This window comes from Paenibacillus sp. FSL H3-0329 (assembly GCF_037963285.1).
GTDB classification, from domain to species: domain Bacteria; phylum Bacillota; class Bacilli; order Paenibacillales; family Paenibacillaceae; genus Paenibacillus_AQ; species Paenibacillus_AQ odorifer.
The window spans coordinates 2,882,210-2,906,142 of the sequence record NZ_CP150150.1 but is presented as its reverse complement, the minus strand read 5'-3'; the positions used below and the strand labels follow the sequence as shown (position 1 = coordinate 2,906,142).

The following is a 23,933-nucleotide window of genomic DNA, read 5'->3' as shown; positions in this document are numbered from 1 at the left end:
TCTTAGCTGCGTTCAGCCAATGTTTTCGCTTGTTTTACTGCTTCGTTCCATTCTTTGGTCGGATCTGCTTTTTTCTCCAACACATTTTTCAAGGCGTTTTTGAAGAAAGTATCGGTTTGGTCATGAAGCGGACCGTAGTATACAGGTTTTACCCGGTTTGCTGCTTTACCGAATTCTACAGCGGTTTGTTGTCCACCGAAGAAATCATCTTTGAAATCTACGAATGCAGGATCTTCATACAGTGCAGGAATGGAAGGCATAAGTCCTTTAGTTTTGAACGATTCCAGTTGGTTTTCCTTGTTATCCATCCATGCGATAAAGTCATAAGCTTCTTTCGAGTGTTTGCCTTCTTTTGGCAGCGTCAGGAACGAGCCACCCCAGTTACCAGCACCTTCAGGGAGCTGAGCAATTTTCCATTTCCCAGAGGAGTCTGGAGCATTACTCTTAACATTTCCTGCCATCCAAGCTGGTCCCATAACTACTGCAAATGAACCGTCGTTCATACCTTGACCCCATTCAGGAGACCAGAGCATAACATTGCTGATCCAGCCTTCTTGAATACCTTTAACCGTGAAATCATAAGCTTTTTTGACTTGCGGATTGGTATCTCCAATAAAGCTGCCATCAGCTTTGCTGAAATAGATTTCATCAGCAGATTGGTCACGCAAAGCATTAAAGGTAAGATCCGTAAGGTCTACAAATGGTTTGCCTGTTTTTTCTTTGAAAGCTTTGGCAACAGCTGCGAACTTATCCCAAGTATCAATAGCAGCGCCGAATCCTTCGGAATCACTTGGCAGTCCAGCCTCTTCAGCCAAATCTGTGCGGTAATATACGACCGTTGGGCCGATATCTGTTGGAAGACCCAGCTGGAAGCTGCCATCTACGGAAGATGCTTGTTTCCATTTCCAATCCAGATAGTTGGCTTGAATATCTTTGGCACCCAGATCATTCAGGTTATAGAACTTGTCCTGAGCGTTGATGAAACGTTCCATGAAACCGATTTCAAGTTGGAAAATATCAGGTGCACCCGATCCGGCCGACAAAGCAGTGGTCAAATTATTATGGTGAGCGGTTTGGTCACCGGTATTTTGCACTTTGATCGTAATGTTTGGATGTTCCTTAGTGTACTCCTTCGCTAAATCCTCGTAGTTCACGTTGCCCAGCGTCCAGAAAGAAAGTTCGATTTTCTCAGCCGGTTCTGTTCCCTCATCTTTAGTGGGTTCACTAGTGCTTGCTGCGTTGTTACCTGTATTTTTGTTCGATGTGTTGTTGTTCTCGGCGTTGTTGCCTCCGCATGCTGCCAGTGAACCTACGAGCATGATAGCGACTAACGATAGCGCCAAGTGTTTTACTTTATTCATTCCCCTGTACCCCTTTCAAAGGTTTCTCTTACAAGAATTAGTGTACAGGGTTTAAATTCTTTTTTTGAGGAGGTAAACTTCCGATTTATGGTGGAAATAATTACGAAACGCAGAAAAGCTCAAACAAATATTTCGTACAGGCCTATACCTGCTAAGGAGGGAGTATAGAATTTTGTCCAATTATGTTCCTCACAGGATACATGTACTTCATCTTAAATTGGATTTCTTGTGCTTCCGCAGGTATACTATTTTTATTTCTTACTTCATTACATGATCAAAGGAGTTATTCCCCATGCCAATTAATCGCCCGCTGCTAACCGACAGCGATTTCCAAGAAGCCGTTGACCGCAAATTACCTGTTCGTGTATTTCAGGACGATCATTTAGTAAATTCAGGAGCTACCGTTGTCCGCTTCACTGATTTTGATGTTGTTATTCAATCTAGAGTTAGTGATCTGACTTACTACTCTCGCAAGAGCTGCGAATTTTTTGAGGTCAGACCCTAAAGAAAGCCGGAATGCAATGATCTCTAAGATCATCGCGTTCCGGCTTTCTTTAACAAACATAGGTTATAGCTTTCATACTTAATTTTTGTTGTAGGTGCTGTACACTTTCATTTTCTCATTCAGAACTTCCTGGAAACTCATTCTCTTCTTGTCTGCTTTCCCTTGCTTGGGATTGACCACGGGTTGAGGTCTAAAAAACTGATGATTGTAAGCCATAAGATTATGTACGATCACATTCATTGGATTTCAACCTCCTTCCGTGATGTTCCTGAATTTTGCATTTCTGCTTAATTACTTACGGCTTATTTACCCAGCTTCGCCAAAATTTAAACAGTTTTATCAGATTCATATTAAAAAATGAAAAAGTGCACTCTTTACAATATGCTAAATACATCTTTGTAAATCACGTATGTCTTTCCACGAAATAAGTTTAATCTCCTCATTGATAATCAATTGCTTAATTTCAATATCATTTAGAAGACGATATTCCAATTCTCTTTCTGTATAACATTTCGTCATTGCTATTAATTGATCTGTTATTTTAGATGGATGTATAGTTAACTGTGTTATTCCAGGTTTTAAATTCTTTAACAATTCAGTTAATCTCATTTTCATTTTGCTATATTCCGCAGCAGGGTAAAAACAGTAAGGAAGAGAAATTATATCATCGATTAAGAAAATCCCCCTTTCTTTTGCTGAAAAAATTCTTTTTTGAAACAATCTCAACTGATCATTATTAAAAAAGGGTTGTTCTAATATCCTAATAGGTAAATTAAAGGGTAAGCGGTACTTTTCACACAAATCAAATATTATTTCTAAAAAATCTCGCCCAGTGTATAACCCCATAATACTCCCCCCATGACTATCCAGATGAGTTGGATCAATGTCTTGTACGATTGCACTTTGGATTTGCGATTCTAACTCTATTCTAATCTCGTCATCAGCAGCGTTTCTTTCCAGAAGAGTGGCATCTTGATGAAAATACCCTTCATCAGTAATTAAGCTACTCAAGATTTTTTCTTTGAATACTGGTTGATACGGATATTTCTCGCCGCTCGTTAGCGTTAGATGAATTCCAATATTCTTTATTCCTTTCCAATTAATTATCTTCATAGCGTCACTTGATTCTGTGCAAGGCATCATAATAGATGTAGATGTTATAGCTTTTCCTTCAAATAAGTTAACAATAGCTTCATTAGTTCCTTTAGTTATTCCGAAATCGTCGGCATTAATTATTAACAGACGGTCGTCAGCCGCAAAGCCTAATTTTCGAATCATAAACCTTCCCCCTATTACTGAATGATTTAACAAAAAGAAAATAAAAAATAAGGACGTAGACACCGTGAAGTGTTTGCGTCCTTATTGTGAATAGTGTGTTAAACCAATTATTCGCACCTTAGAGCAGTGGAAACCTTGAATCTAGCGCTGAGACGGGAACCTTGCTTTCCCCTTCGTTTCATTACTATGATCAATCCGACCGCGCATCAGTTCAAGCAAATATTCGGGATCTGAGTTCGTATGCAGCATTTGGAGTGCAGTTTTTGGTGCAAAACCTTCAGCCACACTATGTGAAATCAAGGCTTGCAGTGGATTAAAATAACCTCGAACATTCAGCAGCCCTATAGGCTTCTGATGAATACCAATCTGCATCCAGCACAGAATTTCAAACAGCTCATCAAAGGTTCCAAGACCTCCCGGCAAAGCAATAAAAGCATCCGCCATACCGCTCATTACCGCCTTACGTTCATGCATACTGGAGACCTCAATCAAATTCGTCAATCCGGAGTGTCTGATTTCATCTTGAAAAAGATCCACTGGCATAATTCCTACAGCTTCGCCGCCATTCGCAAGTACCCCGTCCGCAACCTGTCCCATAAGGCCATTCCGCGAACCTCCATAGACCAACCTACAGCCTTGTGCCGCTATATGATAACCTAATTCCCTAGCCATTTCCGTATATTCAGAGTTAAGACCTGGATTCGATCCGGCAAACACACATATTGTAAAAGCCATTCCTATCACTCCAGACTGGTTATTATGGTGCAATTGAGATTAATTCACTTATTGTACCTCAGAATATTAATATAAGTGTTAAATGAAAATCATCTTTTTGTCTGTAATGTTAATTGGTACAGCGTACTATTCCAATCCGCAGAAAGACCTAGAGCTTTAGCCAAAGCTGCTGCTGGAACTAGCGAAGTATAGCTTACTTTAATGGATTCTGCTGACGGTAATGAAATTTTCTTTCCAGCTTTCGTCAACGTCAGTTCCCCCTCCAAAGAGAGGGTATATCCCAGACTTTCTGTTACATCCCTAATCGGTACTTTTACACTACCATCCTTAAAAATAGCGGACTGTACGGAGTCAATTTTTTGACCATCTACAATTACAGTAACAGGCTTTAAAATAGGAGATATAGCAAAAGGACGTGAATCAACAGCACTAATTCCGAGTTGACCAAACATATTCGTTCCCCAAGCCACAGCTGTACCATCCTTCAGGACTGCATACTTACTATTCTCACCCTTGGCAAAAGAAACAGGATCACTTAGTCCTTTTATTAACTTAGGCTGCGTAAAAACCAAACGGTTGTCGGTTGTAGGTTGGGTACTCCAAGTCCACACGGTGCCATCTTTTTTAACAGCTACAAAGTTGCCTAAATCCAGCGTAAGTTTCGAGATCGATTTTACGGCTGTAATCTTTTGCAGACCTTGTAGTGAGGTACCAGCTTTCCATACCCAGTATTCTCCTTTTTTATTGGCAACAAGGTTGAACCCGTTTTTCGTCTGGACAGATACAATATCCGTAAGACCTGGCATCTTGCTCATCGTGACTTCGTTATAATTATTGCTGTCAATTGTTCCCCAGACGCTCCCGCTCTCGGTTAAAGCCAGTATACTGCGATCGCTCATGGAAACAGACTTCACATGGTATAAATCCTTAACTGGGGTCGGTTTCTTCATCACGTTCGTGTTCTCTGTTTGCGGGATAGCACTCCAAATCCACAGGGTACCGTTAGTTCGAATGGCGGCATGATAAATACTGCTTCCGATCCACTTCACTTCGCTTAAACCCTGTACCTTAGTGGCAGCAGGCAGCTCTGTATAGCCCACATCTGAAGCTTCTGGAGGATTCCACTGGAGAAGGCTTCCATCGTTTCTCAAAGCTAATGCACTATGCAATCCTGACGTTATACTAACCACATCTGTCATTCCAGAGATCCCTTGAGGAAGCAGAACCTTGTGTTGTTTAGCACTTGCCCCATTGCCAGCTTCTGCAACACTCTTATCCCGATAATCTCCCCAAGCCTTAACCGTGCCGTCTTCGTTCAGCGCTACATAGTACGCTTCGCCGATCGCCAGCTGTTTCGTATGTTCAAGCCCAGCTATTTTATGGGGAGTAATCGTCCAACCCTCAGGCCCGGCGGCACCATTAGCAAATTGACCAAAAACATTACTCCCCCATGACCAAACAGTTCCATCAGTTCTCACTGCGAAGGAGCTTCCACCCCAGAAACCTGGCGAAGCAACAATCTCCTTAATCCCACTCAACTTCGCAGGTGATGGAGCTGCACTTATAACTTGAGGGACAGACAATGCAGTCACCAGAGTTGAACAAACCAACAAACTAAGCAGCCTTAGCTTCCTTGCAAATAAGTGCATCTTGATTTTCCCTTCTTATGATATTATTGTAATTATTATTTCTATTACACTAAGACGCTATAAAGCTGACAAAAGTTGTACTTTATCTTAAATCCCGGGATTCAGATTGGTTTGAATTATGATATAATTACGCTGCCTTAGATCTGCTCTTATTCAACCGCAATACCGGAACCAAATGATCATGGAGGGAAATCATGCTTAAATTTATAGGTATTATGATGCTTTTCAGATTAGTGGGCAACCCTTTTCTGGCTTTATTCATCCTGCTTGTTATCTTGTATTTCTTAGATCGGAGATACGTAGGGATCTTCCCTAGTATTACAAAGCCCTTCAAACGAGTGCGGCAAATCTCCAAGCTGCGCACAACGGTATCTTTGAATCCAAATGATGTTTCTGCTAAATTTGATTTAGCCCGGAATCTGTCAGAACGTAAAAAGTATAAGGAAGCCAAAGATATTCTGCTACAGATCGAAGACCGTTACGAACAGTCTGCCGAATATTGGGTAGAGCTGGGTCATGTGAATCTTAAGCTGGGCGCTTTGGAAGAAGGCGAAGATCAGATGCTTCGTGGTCTAGAAATCAACCGAAAGGCCCAATATGGTCAGCCATATCTTCGGTTAGCGGAAACCTTTCGCCATACAGATCACGATAAAGCGTTGCATTACGTTACTCAATTTCAAGAGATTCAGTCTTCCTCTAGTGAAGCCTATTATTTAGCCGGCTCCATGTACAAAGCACTGGGCAGAACCGAGGATGCTAAACGTGCTTTCGACGAATCCACCGCCATCTACCGTTCGCTACCCAAATATAAAAAACGGCAAGAACGCGGCTGGGTGTTACGCAGTTTTTTTGCCAAGATGAAATAACCTTTGCACTTATATTTCAACCAAAAAACCTCTAGCCGCCTATTTATTTAGGCGAACACTAGAGGTTTTTTGCTGTGTAGAGTGATTACATGTTTACATCTTGTTTAGTGGGTTCTCCACTTTGTTTGACCGCAAATGGCCACCAGTTCCCACGGCCGAAGATCCGTACCATAACAGGGACAAAAAATGGCAAGAAGATTAGCGCATACAAGGCCAACCCTACGAGCACCACTGTTGCAATCTGCATCATCGACAATACGCCTGAAGGATACATCGATGCGAAGGTGCCGCCCAAAATAACTACCGCTGAAAGAATGACTGTTCCCATATTGCGCATGGCATGCAGGATCGCTTCTCGAACATCCCATGTTTTATATTCGTTAAAGCGGGCCATTAAGAAAATACTATAATCTACACCAAGTGCAATCAGCATAACAAAGCTGAAGAATGGCGTTGTCCAGGTAATCCCTTCAAAGTGCAGAAGGTGAACGAATATAGCCTCTGTAACACCCAATGCCGAAAAATAAGTAATCAAAAGAGAAATAATAAGGTAAATCGGCATTACGATTGAACGAAGCAGCAACACCAAGATGATGAAGATCCCACCCAGCATTAAGATTACTGTACGTGTGTAGTCTTCGTTGGAAATATTACGCAAATCGTTCTGACTGCTTGTAACCCCGCTGATTGCAGACTCCGCATTTTCCAGCTTCGTTCCTTTCACTGCACGATCTACTGCTGCTTGAATATCATCAACACTGTCGATAGCTTCTGAACTATATGGATTCTCAGTGAATACCACATCCAGCGTCATCACCTTACGGTCATCAGACAAGTAGGTATCGAATACCTGCTCTATGCCTTCAGCTTCAAGAGCCTCAGCCGGTACAAAGAATCCACTCAGCTCATCATCCTTAGCCGCTTGAATCTGATTCAAATAATCTTGTGCGGAACCCAGCCCACTGGTAATTTGTTTCAAGCCGTTTGCACTGTCGCTTAATCCAGTAGTTAAGGCTCCTATCTGCCCTGTTAATTGACCAAAACCATCCGCAAGCTGCTGCTGTCCACCTTGCAATTGATCTAGGCCACTAGTAATGGATGGAATTTTATCTACGATCTGTCCTTGGCCTGTTGCGGCCTGCTCCAGCCCAGATTGCAGCTGACCGATGCCCGCAACGAGCTTAGCTAAACCTTGTGCGAGTGCGCTTTGCCCTGCCGAAGCTTTGGCATAACCAGCATTCGCCTCGTTTAAGCCTGCTGCTGCTCCTTTAAGCTGCTCTGAGATCTGCCCGAGACCCGCCGCCAGCTGCGCTGCCCCAGTACCACTCTGCGTTACGGTGCCTTTAATCGTCAGGTAATTAACATCCTGCAGAATTTCCGGATAACTGCTCTCAAGACCCGTAAAAGAACCATCCAGTCCCTTCAATGCTTCTGCCACACCTTGCAGCTGCTGCGGAAGCTGCCCAAGCCCTTGATCTAACGCAGTTAAACCGCTGCCGATTTTTTTATAGCCCTCCAGCAGCTTCGTATTGGCATCCGCAAGCTGCTTAGCACTAGCAGCTGCCTGTTGAAGTCCTGCTTTGATCTCTCCTGCACCTGCTGAGCCGGTTTTTATTCCGTTCTCAATACGTGCCAGCCCATCACCTAACGCGACGATACCATCTTTCAGCTCTGCTGTGCCTTCCGTCAGCTTAGCGCTGCCTTGAGCAGCCTCTGTAAGCTTAGGTGCATTTTCACTCAGCTGTTTACTTGCTTCAGACAATCCCGTTTGAATCTTGGTCAGTCCCTCACTGGTCTGATCCAGACCGTCAGATAAAGTCCCCACCTGATTCGGGATTAAAAAATCACTGATCAGCTCTCCCGTTGGACGAGACATGCTGCGCACCGATTTTACGCTGTCCACTTTTTCCAGCTCGCGGCTGATTTTTTCTGCAAGTCCAAGATATTCTGAAGTATCCATCCGGTCATCATTTTTGATTACGATCTTGCCAGGCATGGATTCACCCGGCCCGAAACTATCCGAAATGATGTTAAATCCTTTTACCGAGGCATATTCTGAGCCAATTTCCTCCAAGCTGTTGAAGGACAGCTTTCCGCTATAGGTAACAAGGAACGGAGCTACGATTACTGCAACAATTAGCAGCGCGGCCCATGGTCTTTTTAAGGAAAAAGAACCTGCTGCTCCCCAAATACGGCTCTCACTGTGCTCCAGCTTGCCGCGTGAAGGCCAGAAGAGCTTTTTGCCAAGTACCGCCATAAAGAATGGAACAATGGTTACAAGCGCCAGCAGCATAACCGCAATCCCCACGGCAACGGCTACCGCCGAGCGATACAGAATGAATTTGGATAATCCAATCGCTACAAAACCTACGAATACCGCAAGTCCGGAATAGAACACCGTCCCACCAGCCTTACGATAGGTTGCAATAATAGCACTTTTGGTATCTTCTGCTGTCATCATTTCTTCTTTAAAACGACTGATCAATAGGATACAATAATCCGTACCAATCCCGAACATGACCGCAACCATAAAGATTTGAGTAAACGTAGATAATGGAAAATCATAACGGTCTACCAAAAAAGCCACAACAGACTGAGAAACAATATAGCTGAGTCCTACGGTCAGTAGCGGAACAAACGGTGCCACGAACGAACGGAACACCACGAACAGGATAAGTAAAATAAATACTACCGTAATATATTCCGATTTCTTAAGCCCGGCTTCCGAGCTAGCAATCATATCCTCAGTAATCAAACCCTCACTGGTTAAATAATGATCCGCCTTAACATCTGAGAGTAATTCATCCACTTTATCAGGAAGTGCGGTGACAGACTCTCCTCCGCCCTTTATAGACAACGCCACCATTATCGTCTTGCCATCCTTGGCAATCAACGTATCCTTAAGTTCACTTTGTGAAAAAGGATCGGTGATGGAACCAATCTGCAGCGTCTCCTTATTCGCAGCCAACTTCTCAACACCCTGCTGGATACTGGCTGTTTCATCGGCTCCGATTCCCTCAGGATTATTGAATACAAGAGCTACCTGATGCAGTGTCTCTCCGCCCTTGTCATTCGCCGCTTCCTTTAAGATCTCTGCCGCTCTAGAAGAGGAATAGCCATCAGGTACAGTAACCTGCCCCTTCTCACGTACAAGATCAGAGAACGAAGGGGCCGTCATGACCAAAACTACGGCCACAGCGAGCCAGATTGCGATAACCGCCCATCTTGCTTTTAGAATCGTCTTCATGGATTCTTCCCTCCATCATCATTCTGAATTAAATTCGCCAGCTTCTCGAACATCATGACGAACATTTCAATATCCTTCTCTTCAAAATGAAACAAATACGGGGAAATCACTTCATGTACCTGCGTCTCCGCTGCTTCAAAAACTCTTTTCCCGTGCTCAGACATCGATAAATACACCTGGCGGCGATCATTCTCGTCACGAGTTCGCTCGATAATACCCGCATGCACCAATCTGTTGATGATTGCTGTAATGGAGCTTTTACCCACGCAAAAAGATTCAGCAAGATATGTAGACGTACATTGTTCCTGAGCATTAATCAACCGAAGAATTTGATACTGATCATTTGTTGTCTCCGCAGCAATACTATCTTTAATTCTTGCTGCTACTTGTCTGGTCACAATCAAATAAGCATCCATGTAGCGATTGATCCAATGTTGCACTTCGTTATCCAAAGCTTCCTACCTCCAAAATATAGTTCAACTGTCGAACAGTTTCATTGTCAAACTATAATACCTGCCTTTATAAAAGTCAATTGGCTTTTTTTCGGGCATTTAAAGGCGAAATGCACAAAAAAACAGGCCGAGATTTCTCTCGACCTGCCATTTTATGACCTCCAAAGACTTTTTAGTCCTCATCCTCGGTCTCTTCAACTTCGTATACACATCTTAACATTTCAATTCCGGCTTCATTCTCTCCTAAGCTGTACACCATGAACCCTAGACTGCGATAAAAATCTGCGGCGATTTCATCCTCAGTCTCAGCTACCAGATAACGCGGCTGACGAGTAGCGAGCAGCTCCAGAATCATCCCCCGTGCATAACCTTTCCCTCTATTCTCTGGCAAGACGGCAATATGCCGAATGTCCAAAGAACCGTCTTCGGTTTCTTCGAAGCCTACAAGACCAAGCAGGAGTTCTTCTTCTTCCCAGCCATATAACTTCAGCCCGGCTTGTTCGTTGTACTCAGACGAAGTCTGCTCCAAAGCGTTGGGGTCATCAATGACCGCATACGTCAACAGCTCGTTCACCGCAGGCGAACCAATAAGGGATTTAAGATCTACCAACATTGTTCACATTCCTCCTTCTCTGTTGCTTCTGTACCCGATTCGAAACATACCGTAGTAACCTGTCCATATCCCTAACATGTTTAACAATAAATCATCAATATCAAAGCTTCCCACATGCAGCAGCATTTGCAGAGACTCCAAAAGCAGGATGCAAGGAACAGCATATAAAGAGATTCTTATCCAAGAAATTGGCCGTGTCTTTGCAAGTGGAATTAGTATACCAAATGGAATAAACACAACAACATTTCCAAGCAGATTCACAAACCGGCTGATCAGCGATAACCCGTTATTCATGTCGAAATAAAGTGACACCGTACGTAATGGGATCAAATTGTACTGAAGCGGGCCACCTGTATGAATCTCACGCCCAAAACCGATGAACATCCAATAGATAACAGTAGCACTATACAGAGTCAGCCCTATCCGTGTCAATGCTCTCAGCTTCCGTAAACTGCTAGATTCTCTAGATCTACGAACGATCAATTGCCCGGTTTAACTTCTATAATTTCAATGCTTCCATCTTTTTTACCCACAATAGCCATAGCTGCAATTTCGATAAATAGGCCGTGTTCTACAACTCCCGGAATACTTTGGATGGCCAGTGCCAGCTTCGGTGCGGACTCAATCGCTTCGAACCGGCAGTCTGCGATGTAATTGCCGTTATCTGTCTTGTACAGCTCTTCTCCACTACGACGCAATTCAGGATTGCAACCCAGCTTGGCAAGTTCAGCCACAGTCCATTCCCATGCAAAAGGAACAATTTCTACAGGCAGCGGGAATTTGCCGAGTGTATTTACCACTTTACTCTCATCGGCGATAACGATCATACGAGTACTGTTACTCGCAACAATCTTCTCCCGAAGCAGCGCGCCGCCGCCGCCTTTAATAAGCTGTAGACTACTATCCAGCTCGTCCGCTCCGTCAATGGTCAGGTCCAGACTATCAATATCTCCAAAAGCTACGATTGGAATCCCAAGTTCACGCGCCTGTTCTTCGGAAGCACGGGAGGTTGCTACAGCGGTAATCTTTAGACCTTCACTGACGCGCTCACCAAGCTTGTTGATCGCCCAATAGGCAGTAGATCCAGTGCCAAGGCCGATCTTCATGCCATCTTTTACAAATTCCACTGCTTTTTCCGCGGCTAATTGTTTAACATTGATACTCATTTTATTACCCCCATGTTATCCGTTATAATGATCTATGATGATGTTGAAATCACCTATTGTTCAGGAGGATTCCGGATGAGAACCGAAAACCAAATTCAATCTAAAATCAACGAATTGACACTGCAGCGCAGATCTCTGGAATCAAGATTAGCTTCATTAACAGAAGACAGTCCACAGCAAGATAACCTACAAACTCAGCTCACTAGAGTAGAAGATATGATCATGATGCTGGAATGGGTGCTTAATGCACCCGTAGGGAGATATCATGCCTAAGTGCTGACTGGCATCCATTATTTTACCAATCAATGTGCCGCGGTAGCTGTGTTTAACATAAAACGCGATTGCTTCCGGCTGTTTGATTCTTTTTTATATCCAAATTTGTATTATGCTTTGCGCAGAGCAAAAAATCAATATCTTTCAACCTACTCTATGTATATTGTAAATTCACTGCATCCTCTAGATTGAGAACCATCTCTTTTTCTGTGTGATTAGCCGTCCTGTGTAAGTAGGCTTTATGCTCAGAATACGCATTCAAAGGCATTGGCCTACTAATCTTGTCAAGCATATTACGCTCAACATCGGCCAGTAAGTAATCACCTTTACCCGCAGCAACTCTGCACAGAATAATCATAGCTACAGGCTTGTTCCCAACAACCGCTCCATTCGACCGCGCAAATACAGTGTATTGAAATAACGGAATGGCCTCAGGTTCTTCAACACCAGCTGCACTAGATTGGTCAAAGATAGAATACATAAGGGAAGGATCACTTGATGCAGTACCGAGTTTCTTCTGATTAGACACCAACTTGCTGTTCTGGTAGGCAAGGAATCCCGCTGCTGCCAGCACAAGCACAAGTAAAATAAGCAATATCGCATACATCATCCCATCCCCACCCCCCACTCCAAAATAACAATTCCGGTTATATATTATCATGGAGGGAGGCCTAAGCCAATCTTATATTATCTGAAATTCAGCGCATACAGGTAATACTGGTTCTATAAAGTTATTTTGAAATATTCAAAATAACAGTTGAAACTTTGATTTGCATGTCTCATAATGTAAATATGAATGTTGCTTGTCAATCCATATGGAAATCAAGGGAGGAAATTTAAAATGAAGTTTTTCTTGGATACCGGAAACATTGAAGAAATCAAACGTATTACTCGCCTGGGACTAGTGGATGGCGTAACGACTAACCCTTCGCTGATCGCTAAAGAAGGAAGATTGTTCAAGGATGTTATCAAAGAAATCGTTGCAATCGTTCCAGGACCTGTAAGCGCAGAAGTAATCGGACTTACAGCAGAAGAAATGCTTAAAGAAGCATACGAAATTGCTGAATGGGCTCCAAACGTTGTAATTAAACTCCCTATGACTGAAGATGGCTTGGAAGCTTGTTATGAGCTTACTAAAAAAGGCATCAAAACTAACGTTACACTAGTATTCTCCGCGGCTCAAGGGTTGATGGCTGCTAAAGCAGGCGCAACTTATATCTCTCCTTTCGTAGGTCGTCTGGATGATATCGGTGTTGATGGAATGAAGCTGATCAAGGATCTGAAGACTATCCTGACTAACTACAACTTGAAATCCGAGATCATTGCAGCAAGTATCCGCAACATTGCACATGTTGAGCAAGCAGCTATTGCTGGTGCTCACATCGCTACAATCCCAGGCTCACTTCTGCCAACCCTCTGGAAGCACCCGCTGACAGATAACGGTATTGAACGTTTCTTGAAGGATTGGGAATCCGTTCCACAAGCATAAGAATATCTTTTATTCTTTTATCAAGAGGGCTATCCCACAAGCTGCGGCAACGCAGCTTAGGGATAGCCCTTTTTTCCATCCAGAGACATTGCAGAGGTTTGGCGAACACGTTTCGGCCAGATCGGAGGAATTATCTTCTCTGTATCTTTAACGCCTGGTTCTCCCTTTTCCCCCTTACTCGGAGTTACCGCAAATAAGGTCAGCAATCCACCAATTGCCCCTACTGTAGCCATCAACGCGAACAATACCCAATGCCCACTGCTTAACAGCAGCGATACCACCGGCGGTCCCAACGCTACCCCTATAAACCTCATACTACTATAAAGAGCGGTTATCGTGCCGCTGTTCTCCTTCTCAATCCCCTCCGTGATTAAAGCGTCCATACAAGGAAGTACAATCCCGATTCCAACACAGCCTAAACCCATAAATCCTACTAAAAAATAAATGCCTTTGTTGAATCCCGCACAAATCATGGCCGCAGTCAGTAACACCATTCCTCCAAAGCCCAGCCATTTCATTAGCGTTTTATTCTGACCAATGATCTTTCCTGTGCCGTAGGAGGACAGACATAAGAGGGCAAGCGGTATCGCCAGCACAAACCCCTTCGTCGCCCCGTGCATTTTATATTTAGTTTCCAGCATTTCTGATAAATAGAATTGGACACCAAAGGTCACAAACATACAAATGCCGCCTATGGCAAAAATAGCATACAGCCAACGCCCTTTTTTACGTAAAACACTCACAATTCCAGCTAAAAACGCTCGGATTTCCTGTTTCTCAGGTTCATCCTTCGCTTCGGGCTTTCGGACGAGAAATAAAACTAACAAAAATGAAATTAGACATAGAATGGGAATCGCAATAAAAGGAGCAAACCAGAGCCATATCCCAAGATAGGCACCAAGAATTGGACTGAGTACTTTACCAAACGTATTGGAGGTCTCAATGATTCCCAGACTTTTGCTCACATCCTCTTCTTCCTTGAACAAATCGCCTACAAAGGGTATTACAATTGGAAAAGCACCCGCTGCACCAATTCCTTGCAACAGACGCCCCGCTAAGATCACCCAATAAGCGCTAACCCCCTTCATAAACCAAGCAGCTACCACGCAGACGGCACCACCAATTGCGGCAATGATTAAACTAGGAAGAATAACCTTCTTTCGCCCAAAACGGTCTGACAGATAACCTGCAATAGGGATCATTACAATTGCCATCAATCCATACACGGTAATCAGCATACTGACTTGAAAAGCACTAATGCCTAGTTCTTTGGAGATCTGCGGCAGAATAGGCAGCAGCATGGAGTTACCGAGGGTCATTATTAGTGGGATTGATGCTAAGGCAAGCAGATCCCATTTTCTTTCCTTCATGAACTGACCACCTTTGTCATTGTGTACAACATTCTTTATTGTGGTTTGTTCGCCCTTCTTTATTCATGAAAACAAAAAAACCGTCCCTCCGCTGCTGCGAAAAGGACGATCTTAAAATGAAGAGATCTATGGTTACAGCGATCCGGCGCTTAAAGATGCCACATTAGCGGACGGAATAAAATGACTAGGTTCACCCAGGCTAAAAATATGCAGTAAGTGCATAGCCCGAGTGCAAGCCGTATAAAACAATTTGCGTTCACTTTCTCTGCCATATTGTTCAGCCGAGCCATCAAAGATGACGACCGCATCAAACTCCACACCTTTTGCTAAATAAGCAGGCAGAACCAGTGTCCCCTTCTGAAAATTCGGCGTTTCCTTTGTAACAAGTCTTACCGGCAGGCTACGATTCAGTTCAGCATGAACCCTTGCGCTTTCCTCCGCTGTTTTGCAGATGACAGCTACATAATGATATCCCTCAGAATGCAGCTTCCGGATATCCTGTTCTACAGCATTCAGAAGCTCCTTCTCGCTGGATACCACACTTAGCTGGGGTTCTTCTCCCCGCCGATTAAACGGTACGATTCGTTCTCCTCCAGGGATCATTGACCGCGTAAACTCCACGATCTCATAAGTTGAACGGTAGCTTTGGGTTAACGAGATCACTTCTGTGTTTTCTTCACCATATATACTTACGAGACTAGACAAATCCCCCAGTACCTCACCTTGTGCATAAATGGCCTGGTTCAGGTCGCCTAATACGGTCATTTTTGCTCTTGGAAATAAACGGCGCATGAACTCTAATTGGAATGGAGAGTAGTCTTGTACTTCATCTACAATCACATGGCGGATCAGTGTGTTGGTCCGGAAGCCTTGGCTTAACTCCTTCAGATAAAGGAATGGCGTAGCGTCTTCATAAGCAAGCTCGTTCACTCCAATAGATTCCAATGTCTGCTCACAGATATCATCCCACACCTCTGGTAAAGGATAATCACCATTGAGGCGCTCCATAAGTTCGCGATCTGTAAATAACGTGCTGTACAAGCCCTTAACGTCCACAAATCGACCCCGTTTAGTCCAACCACGCAGTGGTTTGAGCCGCTGGCTGACTACATAACGAGATAACACTTCTTTTTCGGTATCAAAATCGTCAAAGCTATCCTGCGAAGCTTTCTTCTTCCGGCGCAACATCTGATACGCACGGTGATAATCGCTGGAATCCAGCAGCTCGATCTGATCTTCAACCCACTGTGCATTTCTTTCCTCATGGGTAAAATCTGCGATCTTCTTAAGCAGCCAGCGGATCATCAAATCCACACGATTCGCAAGCTTTATGGCAGGATCGTACGCGTAGAATTGGCGTTCCATTTCTTCTTTACTGACCACTGCTTTCCCTTGAAACATTAAAGGTTTAAAAAGCATGCCCTCCTGTTCCAGCAACGTAGCATATCGCCGAATCACATCTAGGAAAGGTACAGACGATTTATAGGCAATGCCTTCTCTGCGTATAGCCACCTCAGGACCATCAGGAGCATTTAGTAGACTTTCGGTCTGACAAAAGACATCTTCGAGCTGGAATTCATGGCCAAGACGATGTTCCAAATACATTTGAAACGTTGTTTGCTGCATATTTTCTTCGCCTAGCTCCGGGAGCACTGTAGATACATAGCTGTTAAACAGCGGATTCGGTGAGAACAGCAGCATTTGATCTGCTGATAATACTTCACGGTATTTATATAGAAGATAAGCTACCCGCTGCAATGCAGCAGACGTTTTCCCGCTTCCCGCTGCTCCTTGCACAACTAGCATCCTGCTTTTGTCGTTGCGGATTATCGCATTTTGCTCTTTCTGAATTGTAGCAACAATACTTTTCATCCGATCGTCAGCGCTATGACTTAGCACCTGCTGCAGCAGCTCATCCCCGATCGTAACCCCAGTGTCAAACATAACTTCAATTACACCGTCAGCAATAACAAACTGGCGTTTAAGGTTCATTGTTCCGGAGACTAATCCTCCAGGTGTTTCATAAGCAGCGGGACCAGGGGCTCCGTCATAATACAGACTGGAAATAGGCGCGCGCCAGTCATAAATCAAAAAGGTACCATCATCCTCCATCAATGATCCAATTCCTAGATAAATCTTTTCCAGCCCGCCAGTTGGTTCCTCGGTGAAATCAATTCGGCCAAAGTAAGGAGAGACAACCAGCTTTTTATATTTTTTCAGCGCTTTGCTTGATTGCAAATGATGACGTTCCCGTTCATTTAGGATTTGGGACTGTTGGCGAAGACTTGTTGAGGTTTCTCCCAAATCATCCGGGCTACTGAAGTTTACGGTTACCTCTTCCCAGAAGTCTTTCCGCATATCCACTACATCACTGCGATGAAGTCCAAGCTCCTCTGATAAATGGCGAATATGGGCTGACAGAAGTTTGGTTACTCCGTCAACCCGTTGCTGTTCCTCTTTCCACTGACTTTCATTGTTATCCACTACATTTCATCCCCTTTTGGAAGGTTGACATTCCATTTGAATCGTGATATGATAAATTTGCATATTTATGTTTTTAAATGCATGTTTATTCGATATCTTTTCATTTTAGCAATTACAAGTTGAGATTTCAAGTATTCTCTTAAATAGATGATCCGGTCCCTAAGGAACCGGATTTTTTTACTGTTACAAAGCTTATATGTTGCTCTTCACAAGGTTATGTTTAGGCTTCGTGCACAGATTCTTTCTCCTCTGCTATACGATTCATCTGATCGGCCACTTTATCTAAGCGCTCCAATTGATATCCGTAATCATAAATCGCCGCTGCCACAACATATAAACGCAGCTGACCTATTTTCTCTGCATTATACCCCAAAATCGCGGTATTCAGAAAATCATCATTGTCTTCTCCCAAGGGTTCGGAATCATTGGCATTGGGCTTTAATTTGTCTTCAAACTTAAGTAAGATGTGCTGATGATATTTGATTAAATGTTCCAAATGATTATCAAATAGAGCATCTGTATGTTCGGTCCGATCCGCCTGGAAATAATGCCGATCTACAGCCTCGAGAACATCGTAACCTTTTTGCAAAGAAGCTAACAGGTTCTTATACACAACCATTTGTCTAGTCTGGCTATACTTGGCCCGTTTTAACTGCTTCTGCTCCTCCTCAAACAATGCATACTTATCCGCCAACGATTTTATGGATGAATGTAAGGCATTTTTTTCATCACGAAATACACTTTCCTTCATCTCATGAGAAACCGCTGTTCTCAGCAATAAAGAGAGGCTTGAAAAAACATTCTCAATTTGCTTAATGTATTGCTTACGAGGTTTTGGAGGAACGACAATAATATTGATTAGAAATGCAGAAACAATACCTGTCAAAGTTAATAAAAAGCGATTAAGTGCGAATTGCCATTCACCCGAAGCCTCCATCACTGTTATTACAGTAACTAACGTAAGACTTATCGTATCCGCCCGGTTGATTTTCATACTGATCATAATGACTAGAATACAGACCAAACCGACTGCTATTGGGCTATTGGATAACAGCATCCCTCCGAGTAAAGCCAGAACGGCCCCCATTGTACTAGTCGTGAGCTGGTCAAGAAAATAACGCCAAGAGCGATAAATAGAGGGCTGCATAGCGAAAATCGCCGCAATCCCTGCACCCACGGCAGAAGGAAATTGAAGCATTACAGCTAAATACAGGGCTAGCGTAACGGCCAAACCTGTTTTAAATATGCGAGCTCCTAAAGCCAAACCTATCCCTCCTAAAAATTAGCCCACGCTACAATATGAACATCAGCGAACCCTCGTACTTCTAATTACCCCAGCCTGGAGTTGATGAATTTTAAGAACATTTAAGCTCTCACTCATGTTTCTTTCAGCTTTCAGGGAATACTAATCCGAGTAGTGCCTATCACATAACATACGAGGTGAGTGAATGAATAACCATATCAAAAGATTAATGACTTTCACAACCGTTATTTTTCTCAGCCTGTCTCCAGCTCTTGCGCCAATTGGAAGTGCTTCTGCTGAGAAAGTAACCCCCACAGCCACCGCACCTGGTGCCCACCCTTCAGAGAAAGGTCACGGTCACCATCCAGGAAAAGACGGAAAGGTTAGGGCTGGTGGACATTTCATTATTTTTGAAACGGCTAAACTGCTGGAAATGGATCGTACAGAGCTAATCAATAGCCTGAAAGCAGGCAAAACGCTCCCGCAGCTTGCTCTTGAGAAAAAAGGCTGGACGGAAGATCAATATATTCAGAAGCTCTGCGAATCGGCAAACCAACGGCTGGATCAAGCCATCACCGAAGGACGTCTGACAAAAGACGAAGCCCAAAAGCTTAAAGCAGGACTTCCTGCGATGCTGAAGCAAAAAATAAGCAAAATGGGACAATTCCAGGATCGCAAAACATCTGAACAACATGTGACGACCCCTTAACCAATCTTCTTCCACATAAAGACGGATATCTTCATGCGCTATGAAAGATATCCGTTTTTGTATCTATCCTAATTCGTACGCGAGCTCTTGTAGATTTGAAATAAACAAATGGACAACATCAGCCAAGCGCCACTAGCCATATATCCCCCAATAACGTCACTCGGATAATGAACACCCAAATAGATACGACTCCAGCCAATCCCCACGGTCATGAATACAGCGAACATTATTAATAAGACCCGTTCATGCCTCCGCCGCAGATGACGCCACAGTATAAAGGCAATAACGCCGTACAAAGAGAAGGCTGCCATTGAGTGCCCGCTCGGAAAACTATAACCAATCTCTTCGACAATACGATGTAAATTCGGACGTTCTCTGTGAAAACATAACTTCATTATTGTATTCAAGAGCTGCGAGCCTAATCCAACCCATAGGAACAAGATTAATTCAAACCGGTGTTTCAGCAAAAAATAGAGCAGTGCCATGGTAACGATAGATATGCCAATAGCGATCTTAGAGGAACCAATTAGAGATAAACCTTTGGCGAATGAGGTCAACCCCGGTGATTCCGCTGATTGTACCCAATCAATAATATAGTTATCAAAGGTTGATACCTTATTCATACTTACAAGGACAGCTATAACGGCGAAACACGCAGCAAAACCTAAAAAAAAGCGAAAAGCTCTAGACCAGTTCTGATAATAAAGCATAAATACCTCCATGTCTATTCTGGTGACTGTTGATCTCATTTCCAGTGAGGGACTAACCCATGTTATAATTATTGAGAGAAAAAAATTCACAGAAGATGGAGTGCTGCCAAAGTGGAGAGTTTAAAATTGCAAGAACGATTGTTGAACCAGTTCATTTCCACAAAGGTGCCTGTGACGATTTTTACGACGAATGGTGTGAAAATGCAAGGGCTCGTAACCTCGTACGATGCTTTCACAATCACTTTACAAGGTCAAGGTGATGGCAGGCAAAATGTGCTATTCAAATCTGCAGTATCCACTATTGTACCTCTTAAGCCCGTTTCGCTCAAATAGTCTTCTCCCTCATTCACCTCATCAACCAGATAATCACAGGCTTTTATTTTCAAAAAAAAGGGAACACCGGACTTTATATCCGGTGTTCCCTTTAGCATTTCCCAAGATCACTTATTCACTCTTCAAGCGGAGTAACTTTATGCAGGAACAATTACGGGCTTCACACATACCGGTTTGGATACTTCAGCTGTATTTCCAGTAAATTCGAGTCGGCCACTAGCCGCTTCTATTGAAAATACAACCAGGTTATTCGCATCACGATTCGCTACTATAAGATAAGCTCCATCTGGTGTCAATGCGAAGTGACGTGGATGTCCTCCACGAGTAGATACATATTCAAGATGTGTAAGCTTAGCAGAAGCATTATCCACCGCATACACGGCAATATTATCAGCCCCACGGTTTGAAGCGTACAGATATTTCCCATCCTTGGAAATAGCGATTTCAGCGCATGTATTTTCTTCGTCAAAATCATCAGGCAGTGTCGGCACTGTATCTACAGTGTGCAGAGTGCCTGCGGCACTGTCATATGTAAACGATGTAATGGTGGAATCCACCTCGTTAATTACATAAGCAGACTTTCCGTCTGGATGGAAAGTGAAGTGGCGTGGTCCCGCTCCTGGATGCAACGCCGTATCACCATGTACCTCTAGTTTGTTGGTTTCTCTATTGATTCTATAGGCCCGAATTAAATCAAGCCCAAGATCAGATACAAACACATACTGCCCGTCCGGACTGAAAATAGCGGAATGGGGATGAGGGCGGTCCTGCCGTTCAGGATGTTGGCCATGACCTGAATGTACGGCCACATCAACTAATTGATCTGCAGCTTTATCTTCATTTAATTTGATCAAGCCAACACTTCCACCATGATAACTACATACAACCACGTATTCATCATTCAAATCTCTATTGATATGGCAGGTGGTTGTTTGACGATTGCCAGAGGCAGGCATGGAGGGAATGCGTTTCAGTTCACTCAATTTCCCATCCTTTAGATCAATAGCAAAGGAAATAACCTCGCCTTCTTTTCCACCCTCACCATTCGGTTTTTCTCCTATAGCGTATAGACGTTTCTCTGCGGCATCTACATTAACAAAGGTAGGATTAGTTAAGCCCTGCACCGAATCCAGCAGCTTTAGCGTACCACCTGCAGCTCCATCGAATTCAAACACCTGCACTCCGCTTTCTGCGGCACTTGCATAAGAACCTGTAAACAGCAATAACTTATTCTGCTCATTCATCTCTATATTCCTCCTCAAAGTATTGCTACTTCACACTCATTAGATGTGATCATCTATATAATCTACAATTTTTAAACGTTAATTACAAACGATAAAGTTAGAAATGTACGAAACAATTCAAAAATGGGTCTTTCCAACGATTAACTGTTGTGATATAATGAAAGCGCTAACATTAGTCTTTTATTCCGTATAAAGGGGGAACATGAATGAGTAGCATCCTGCTGGAAGCCAGAAATGTGTACGAGGACTTCGAGGTGGAGACAGACATTCTGTTCTTTAAGGTCGGGGACCATGATTTGGTCATTTTTCACGGCAGAAACTATAACATAAAAAAGAGAATGACTGCCGAGCAATTAAATCGATTGTTGTCCAATTCAAGTTATTATCATGTGTACGGTGGCTGTTATGTCAACCTGAACAAGATCAGCTCTATCGCAGATGACTGCATTTATTTCGGTGAAATGGGCCTGTATGCTAAAAACGTACGTGTCCCAAGACGAAAACAAGAAAGCATTCGTCATCTTCTGAAAGGACTGAAGTAGACATCTTATTCCCATTAGCCGGAAGGGCATGTTACTGATGCCATTTCCGGCTTTTTGCTTTTTATTAATAGAAACTTAAAAAGATCCTGCCTTTTTTTATACTTTCTTAAGGTTTAGGATTAGGATTTCTGTTAAAGTTGTAAATAGACAAGCAACACCTATATTGAAGGGAGTCATTACTAATAATGGACAAAAAAGATCTGAATGGAAATGAGAACTTAGAAAACAACGGAACCACGGAAGAAGATTTGAACACTTCCGAGATTATCAATGAAGAGGTTGAAGTAGCGCAAGCAGCTGCTGAGGAACCTGTGAATACAACAAAAGCAGACAGTATTCCAGTAATGAACAAAGTCGGTGCGAACAACGCTACGCCACCTACACCTCCGACTGCTCCTAGAAGCAATAAAGCTTGGATGATTGCCTCTATCGTATTAGCTGCAGCACTAATCATTGTTCTGGTCGTCCAAAAAGACGACAGCAAAAAAGCTGTTGCAACAGTAAACGGAACAAAAATCACAAAAGAACAACTTTATGATAAATTGATCGAAGCAGGCGGAGAAAGCACGCTGCAATCTATGATTACTACTGAGCTTGTTGATCAAGAGGCTAAAAAAGCCAACGTAACTGTTACAGATGAAGACATCAACACTGAACTTGAAGATCTTAAAGCACAATTCGGCGGAGAGGCTGCCTTTAATGCTGCTTTGTCCCAAAGCTCAATGACTGTAGACGACTTGAAAAAGCAAATGCCGCTGCAAGTAAAGCTGCGTAAAATCCTTGAGCCACAAGTCACTGTAACGGATGATGAAATCAAAGAATACTATGACACAAATAAAGCTACTTTCAGTGAAGAAGAACAAGTTCGCGCTTCCCACATTCTCGTTGAGACTAAAGAAGAAGCAGATGCAATTCTGAAACAATTGAAAGAAGGCGCAGATTTCGCTACTCTTGCCAAGGAAAAATCCTCTGATACGGGTTCCAAGGATAATGGCGGAGATCTAGACTTCTTCAAACGTGGCGATATGGTAGCTGAATTCTCTGATGTAGCCTTTAAGCTAAAAGTTGGTGAAACCAGTGATGCTGTGAAATCCGATTATGGTTATCACATCATTAAAGTAACCGACCATAAAGATGCTAAAGACTATACACTGGAAGAAAAGAAAGATGAAATTCGTAAAACTCTAGTTTCGCAAAAGGTTTCCACTCTGTCCTCCACTTGGTTGTCAGAAACAACTGAAAAAGCAAAAATTACGAACACACTTACTGACGCTAAAGAAGATGCAGCTGCAACAGCTGAGCCAACTGCAAGCGCAGCAGCAGGAAATGAATCTACTAAATAATTGTGCCCGTCAAAAAGCAGGACAAGCGTTAATAAACGCTGTCCTGCTTTTTTTATTTCTATGCTCAGGCCTTTGATTAAGCCTTAATGGCCTTTTTTACGGATTTGTTTATCGTGGTTCTCCCCCCACTCTTTCGCCTGCGCTGTGGCAATTGAAATCGCCCGCCCCTCCTCATAACCATCTTCGAGGAGCGCATTCGCAATATCGATTGCCTTATTGCGAACAGGTGCTGTGAAGTTCTTTAATGATTCTGGATAATCCTCTTTGTTCCATGGCATACAAAAAACCTCCTTAACCAGTCTATATACATACTTAGCCTGG

25 protein-coding genes are annotated in these 23,933 nt (G+C 43.2%); 8 read left to right on the top strand and 17 right to left on the bottom strand.

Going from position 1 to position 23,933, the window contains the following annotated elements; translation table 11 throughout:
• Positions 1–2: 2 nt before the first annotated feature.
• The gene (locus tag NSQ66_RS12630; RefSeq protein ID WP_036686277.1) at positions 3–1,361 is read right to left on the bottom strand and encodes an extracellular solute-binding protein; all 1,359 of its coding nucleotides are present in this window, start codon (positions 1,359–1,361) and stop codon (positions 3–5) included.
• 292 nt (positions 1,362–1,653) lie between these two features.
• Here NSQ66_RS12630 and NSQ66_RS12625 point away from each other — a divergent pair, with 292 nt between their 5' ends.
• The gene (locus NSQ66_RS12625; protein ID WP_036686275.1) at positions 1,654–1,866 is read left to right on the top strand and encodes a hypothetical protein; all 213 of its coding nucleotides are present in this window, start codon (positions 1,654–1,656) and stop codon (positions 1,864–1,866) included.
• Positions 1,867–1,944: 78 nt separating this feature from the next.
• Here NSQ66_RS12625 and NSQ66_RS12620 read toward each other — a convergent pair whose 3' ends face one another.
• The 4 genes from NSQ66_RS12620 to NSQ66_RS12605 all read right to left on the bottom strand — a co-directional run bounded on the left by NSQ66_RS12620 (position 1,945) and on the right by NSQ66_RS12605 (position 5,528).
• Complete coding sequence (locus NSQ66_RS12620) at positions 1,945–2,106, bottom strand: hypothetical protein (RefSeq protein ID WP_169744764.1); 162 nt, start codon at positions 2,104–2,106, stop codon at positions 1,945–1,947.
• 144 nt (positions 2,107–2,250) lie between these two features.
• Positions 2,251–3,144, bottom strand: coding sequence for a polysaccharide deacetylase family protein (locus NSQ66_RS12615; protein WP_076179015.1), 894 nt, complete (start codon positions 3,142–3,144; stop codon positions 2,251–2,253).
• 141 nt (positions 3,145–3,285) lie between these two features.
• Positions 3,286–3,879 carry a TIGR00730 family Rossman fold protein gene (locus NSQ66_RS12610; protein ID WP_036686273.1) on the bottom strand — a complete coding sequence of 198 codons (594 nt, stop codon included), beginning with the start codon at positions 3,877–3,879 and terminating at the stop codon, positions 3,286–3,288.
• An 89-nt stretch (positions 3,880–3,968) separates the two neighbouring features.
• Entirely contained in the window at positions 3,969–5,528 is a 1,560-nt protein-coding gene (locus NSQ66_RS12605; protein ID WP_076144050.1) for a hypothetical protein, read from the bottom strand.
• Between the two features lie 194 nt (positions 5,529–5,722).
• Between NSQ66_RS12605 and NSQ66_RS12600 the strand changes: the two genes are divergently transcribed.
• The gene (locus tag NSQ66_RS12600) at positions 5,723–6,394 is read left to right on the top strand and encodes a tetratricopeptide repeat protein (RefSeq protein WP_076213030.1); all 672 of its coding nucleotides are present in this window, start codon (positions 5,723–5,725) and stop codon (positions 6,392–6,394) included.
• Positions 6,395–6,479: 85 nt separating this feature from the next.
• Here the strand turns inward: NSQ66_RS12600 and NSQ66_RS12595 are convergent, their stop codons facing one another.
• The 5 genes from NSQ66_RS12595 to rpiA form a co-directional block, all read right to left on the bottom strand.
• Complete coding sequence (locus NSQ66_RS12595) at positions 6,480–9,641, bottom strand: MMPL family transporter (protein ID WP_076213027.1); 3,162 nt, start codon at positions 9,639–9,641, stop codon at positions 6,480–6,482.
• The gene (locus NSQ66_RS12590; RefSeq protein ID WP_036686266.1) at positions 9,638–10,093 is read right to left on the bottom strand and encodes a MarR family transcriptional regulator; all 456 of its coding nucleotides are present in this window, start codon (positions 10,091–10,093) and stop codon (positions 9,638–9,640) included. The genes NSQ66_RS12595 and NSQ66_RS12590 overlap by 4 nt, the downstream gene beginning before the upstream one ends.
• Positions 10,094–10,265: 172 nt before the next feature.
• Entirely contained in the window at positions 10,266–10,706 is a 441-nt protein-coding gene (locus tag NSQ66_RS12585) for a GNAT family N-acetyltransferase (protein ID WP_326046654.1), read from the bottom strand.
• 3 nt (positions 10,707–10,709) lie between these two features.
• Entirely contained in the window at positions 10,710–11,189 is a 480-nt protein-coding gene (locus tag NSQ66_RS12580) for a VanZ family protein (RefSeq protein ID WP_326058325.1), read from the bottom strand.
• Positions 11,186–11,866, bottom strand: coding sequence for a ribose-5-phosphate isomerase RpiA (gene rpiA, locus NSQ66_RS12575; RefSeq protein ID WP_143760539.1), 681 nt, complete (start codon positions 11,864–11,866; stop codon positions 11,186–11,188). The genes NSQ66_RS12580 and rpiA overlap by 4 nt, the downstream gene beginning before the upstream one ends.
• Positions 11,867–11,947: 81 nt before the next feature.
• Between rpiA and NSQ66_RS12570 the strand changes: the two genes are divergently transcribed.
• Complete coding sequence (locus NSQ66_RS12570; protein WP_036686261.1) at positions 11,948–12,145, top strand: hypothetical protein; 198 nt, start codon at positions 11,948–11,950, stop codon at positions 12,143–12,145.
• Between the two features lie 154 nt (positions 12,146–12,299).
• Here the strand turns inward: NSQ66_RS12570 and NSQ66_RS12565 are convergent, their stop codons facing one another.
• Positions 12,300–12,755 (bottom strand): hypothetical protein, encoded by a 456-nt coding sequence (locus NSQ66_RS12565; protein WP_038570375.1) that lies wholly within the window; start codon positions 12,753–12,755, stop codon positions 12,300–12,302.
• A 231-nt stretch (positions 12,756–12,986) separates the two neighbouring features.
• Between NSQ66_RS12565 and fsa the strand changes: the two genes are divergently transcribed.
• Positions 12,987–13,634 carry a fructose-6-phosphate aldolase gene (gene fsa / locus NSQ66_RS12560; protein ID WP_036686257.1) on the top strand — a complete coding sequence of 216 codons (648 nt, stop codon included), beginning with the start codon at positions 12,987–12,989 and terminating at the stop codon, positions 13,632–13,634.
• Positions 13,635–13,690: 56 nt separating this feature from the next.
• On the opposite strand, the gene NSQ66_RS12555 is transcribed toward fsa, so the two are convergent.
• From NSQ66_RS12555 to NSQ66_RS12545, 3 genes are all read right to left on the bottom strand, one after another.
• Entirely contained in the window at positions 13,691–15,004 is a 1,314-nt protein-coding gene (locus tag NSQ66_RS12555) for an MFS transporter (RefSeq protein ID WP_081393389.1), read from the bottom strand.
• A gap of 132 nt (positions 15,005–15,136) precedes the next feature.
• The gene (gene helD / locus NSQ66_RS12550) at positions 15,137–17,488 is read right to left on the bottom strand and encodes an RNA polymerase recycling motor HelD (RefSeq protein WP_076179011.1); all 2,352 of its coding nucleotides are present in this window, start codon (positions 17,486–17,488) and stop codon (positions 15,137–15,139) included.
• A 220-nt stretch (positions 17,489–17,708) separates the two neighbouring features.
• Positions 17,709–18,752, bottom strand: a complete 1,044-nt coding sequence (locus NSQ66_RS12545; protein ID WP_038570371.1) for an aromatic acid exporter family protein — start codon at positions 18,750–18,752, stop codon at positions 17,709–17,711.
• Positions 18,753–18,936: 184 nt separating this feature from the next.
• Between NSQ66_RS12545 and NSQ66_RS12540 the strand changes: the two genes are divergently transcribed.
• Positions 18,937–19,440: a hypothetical protein gene (locus NSQ66_RS12540; RefSeq protein ID WP_076101670.1), complete on the top strand. Its 504-nt coding sequence runs from the start codon at positions 18,937–18,939 to the stop codon at positions 19,438–19,440.
• A 68-nt stretch (positions 19,441–19,508) separates the two neighbouring features.
• Here NSQ66_RS12540 and NSQ66_RS12535 read toward each other — a convergent pair whose 3' ends face one another.
• Positions 19,509–20,063: a phosphatase PAP2 family protein gene (locus tag NSQ66_RS12535; RefSeq protein WP_256717292.1), complete on the bottom strand. Its 555-nt coding sequence runs from the start codon at positions 20,061–20,063 to the stop codon at positions 19,509–19,511.
• 198 nt (positions 20,064–20,261) lie between these two features.
• Between NSQ66_RS12535 and hfq the strand changes: the two genes are divergently transcribed.
• Positions 20,262–20,483: an RNA chaperone Hfq gene (gene hfq, locus NSQ66_RS12530; RefSeq protein ID WP_036686247.1), complete on the top strand. Its 222-nt coding sequence runs from the start codon at positions 20,262–20,264 to the stop codon at positions 20,481–20,483.
• Between the two features lie 137 nt (positions 20,484–20,620).
• Here the strand turns inward: hfq and NSQ66_RS12525 are convergent, their stop codons facing one another.
• Positions 20,621–21,727 (bottom strand): lactonase family protein, encoded by a 1,107-nt coding sequence (locus tag NSQ66_RS12525; protein WP_038570362.1) that lies wholly within the window; start codon positions 21,725–21,727, stop codon positions 20,621–20,623.
• Positions 21,728–21,933: 206 nt separating this feature from the next.
• Here NSQ66_RS12525 and NSQ66_RS12520 point away from each other — a divergent pair, with 206 nt between their 5' ends.
• Both NSQ66_RS12520 and NSQ66_RS12515 read left to right on the top strand, forming a co-directional pair.
• The gene (locus NSQ66_RS12520; RefSeq protein WP_036686243.1) at positions 21,934–22,269 is read left to right on the top strand and encodes a hypothetical protein; all 336 of its coding nucleotides are present in this window, start codon (positions 21,934–21,936) and stop codon (positions 22,267–22,269) included.
• A gap of 185 nt (positions 22,270–22,454) precedes the next feature.
• Complete coding sequence (locus NSQ66_RS12515; RefSeq protein WP_038570359.1) at positions 22,455–23,612, top strand: peptidylprolyl isomerase; 1,158 nt, start codon at positions 22,455–22,457, stop codon at positions 23,610–23,612.
• Positions 23,613–23,695: 83 nt separating this feature from the next.
• Here NSQ66_RS12515 and NSQ66_RS12510 read toward each other — a convergent pair whose 3' ends face one another.
• Entirely contained in the window at positions 23,696–23,890 is a 195-nt protein-coding gene (locus NSQ66_RS12510) for a hypothetical protein (RefSeq protein ID WP_036686240.1), read from the bottom strand.
• Positions 23,891–23,933 lie beyond the last annotated feature (43 nt).

Bases quoted from the DNA above. Each gene is read 5' to 3' on its own strand.
- NSQ66_RS12595 (WP_076213027.1), bottom strand. From the start codon at position 9,641: ATGAAGACGATTCTAAAAGCAAGATGGGCGGTTATCGCAATCTGGCTC.
- NSQ66_RS12625 (WP_036686275.1), top strand. From the start codon at position 1,654: ATGCCAATTAATCGCCCGCTGCTAACCGACAGCGATTTCCAAGAAGCC.
- NSQ66_RS12585 (WP_326046654.1), bottom strand. From the start codon at position 10,706: ATGTTGGTAGATCTTAAATCCCTTATTGGTTCGCCTGCGGTGAACGAG.
- NSQ66_RS12605 (WP_076144050.1), bottom strand. From the start codon at position 5,528: ATGCACTTATTTGCAAGGAAGCTAAGGCTGCTTAGTTTGTTGGTTTGT.
- NSQ66_RS12615 (WP_076179015.1), bottom strand. From the start codon at position 3,144: ATGATTCGAAAATTAGGCTTTGCGGCTGACGACCGTCTGTTAATAATT.
- NSQ66_RS12610 (WP_036686273.1), bottom strand. From the start codon at position 3,879: ATGGCTTTTACAATATGTGTGTTTGCCGGATCGAATCCAGGTCTTAAC.
- NSQ66_RS12620 (WP_169744764.1), bottom strand. From the start codon at position 2,106: ATGAATGTGATCGTACATAATCTTATGGCTTACAATCATCAGTTTTTT.
- NSQ66_RS12600 (WP_076213030.1), top strand. From the start codon at position 5,723: ATGCTTAAATTTATAGGTATTATGATGCTTTTCAGATTAGTGGGCAAC.
- NSQ66_RS12510 (WP_036686240.1), bottom strand. From the start codon at position 23,890: ATGCCATGGAACAAAGAGGATTATCCAGAATCATTAAAGAACTTCACA.
- NSQ66_RS12630 (WP_036686277.1), bottom strand. From the start codon at position 1,361: ATGAATAAAGTAAAACACTTGGCGCTATCGTTAGTCGCTATCATGCTC.
- NSQ66_RS12515 (WP_038570359.1), top strand. From the start codon at position 22,455: ATGGACAAAAAAGATCTGAATGGAAATGAGAACTTAGAAAACAACGGA.
- NSQ66_RS12520 (WP_036686243.1), top strand. From the start codon at position 21,934: ATGAGTAGCATCCTGCTGGAAGCCAGAAATGTGTACGAGGACTTCGAG.
- NSQ66_RS12525 (WP_038570362.1), bottom strand. From the start codon at position 21,727: ATGAATGAGCAGAATAAGTTATTGCTGTTTACAGGTTCTTATGCAAGT.
- fsa (WP_036686257.1), top strand. From the start codon at position 12,987: ATGAAGTTTTTCTTGGATACCGGAAACATTGAAGAAATCAAACGTATT.
- NSQ66_RS12540 (WP_076101670.1), top strand. From the start codon at position 18,937: ATGAATAACCATATCAAAAGATTAATGACTTTCACAACCGTTATTTTT.
- NSQ66_RS12570 (WP_036686261.1), top strand. From the start codon at position 11,948: ATGAGAACCGAAAACCAAATTCAATCTAAAATCAACGAATTGACACTG.
- NSQ66_RS12565 (WP_038570375.1), bottom strand. From the start codon at position 12,755: ATGATGTATGCGATATTGCTTATTTTACTTGTGCTTGTGCTGGCAGCA.
- NSQ66_RS12555 (WP_081393389.1), bottom strand. From the start codon at position 15,004: ATGAAGGAAAGAAAATGGGATCTGCTTGCCTTAGCATCAATCCCACTA.
- NSQ66_RS12535 (WP_256717292.1), bottom strand. From the start codon at position 20,063: ATGAATAAGGTATCAACCTTTGATAACTATATTATTGATTGGGTACAA.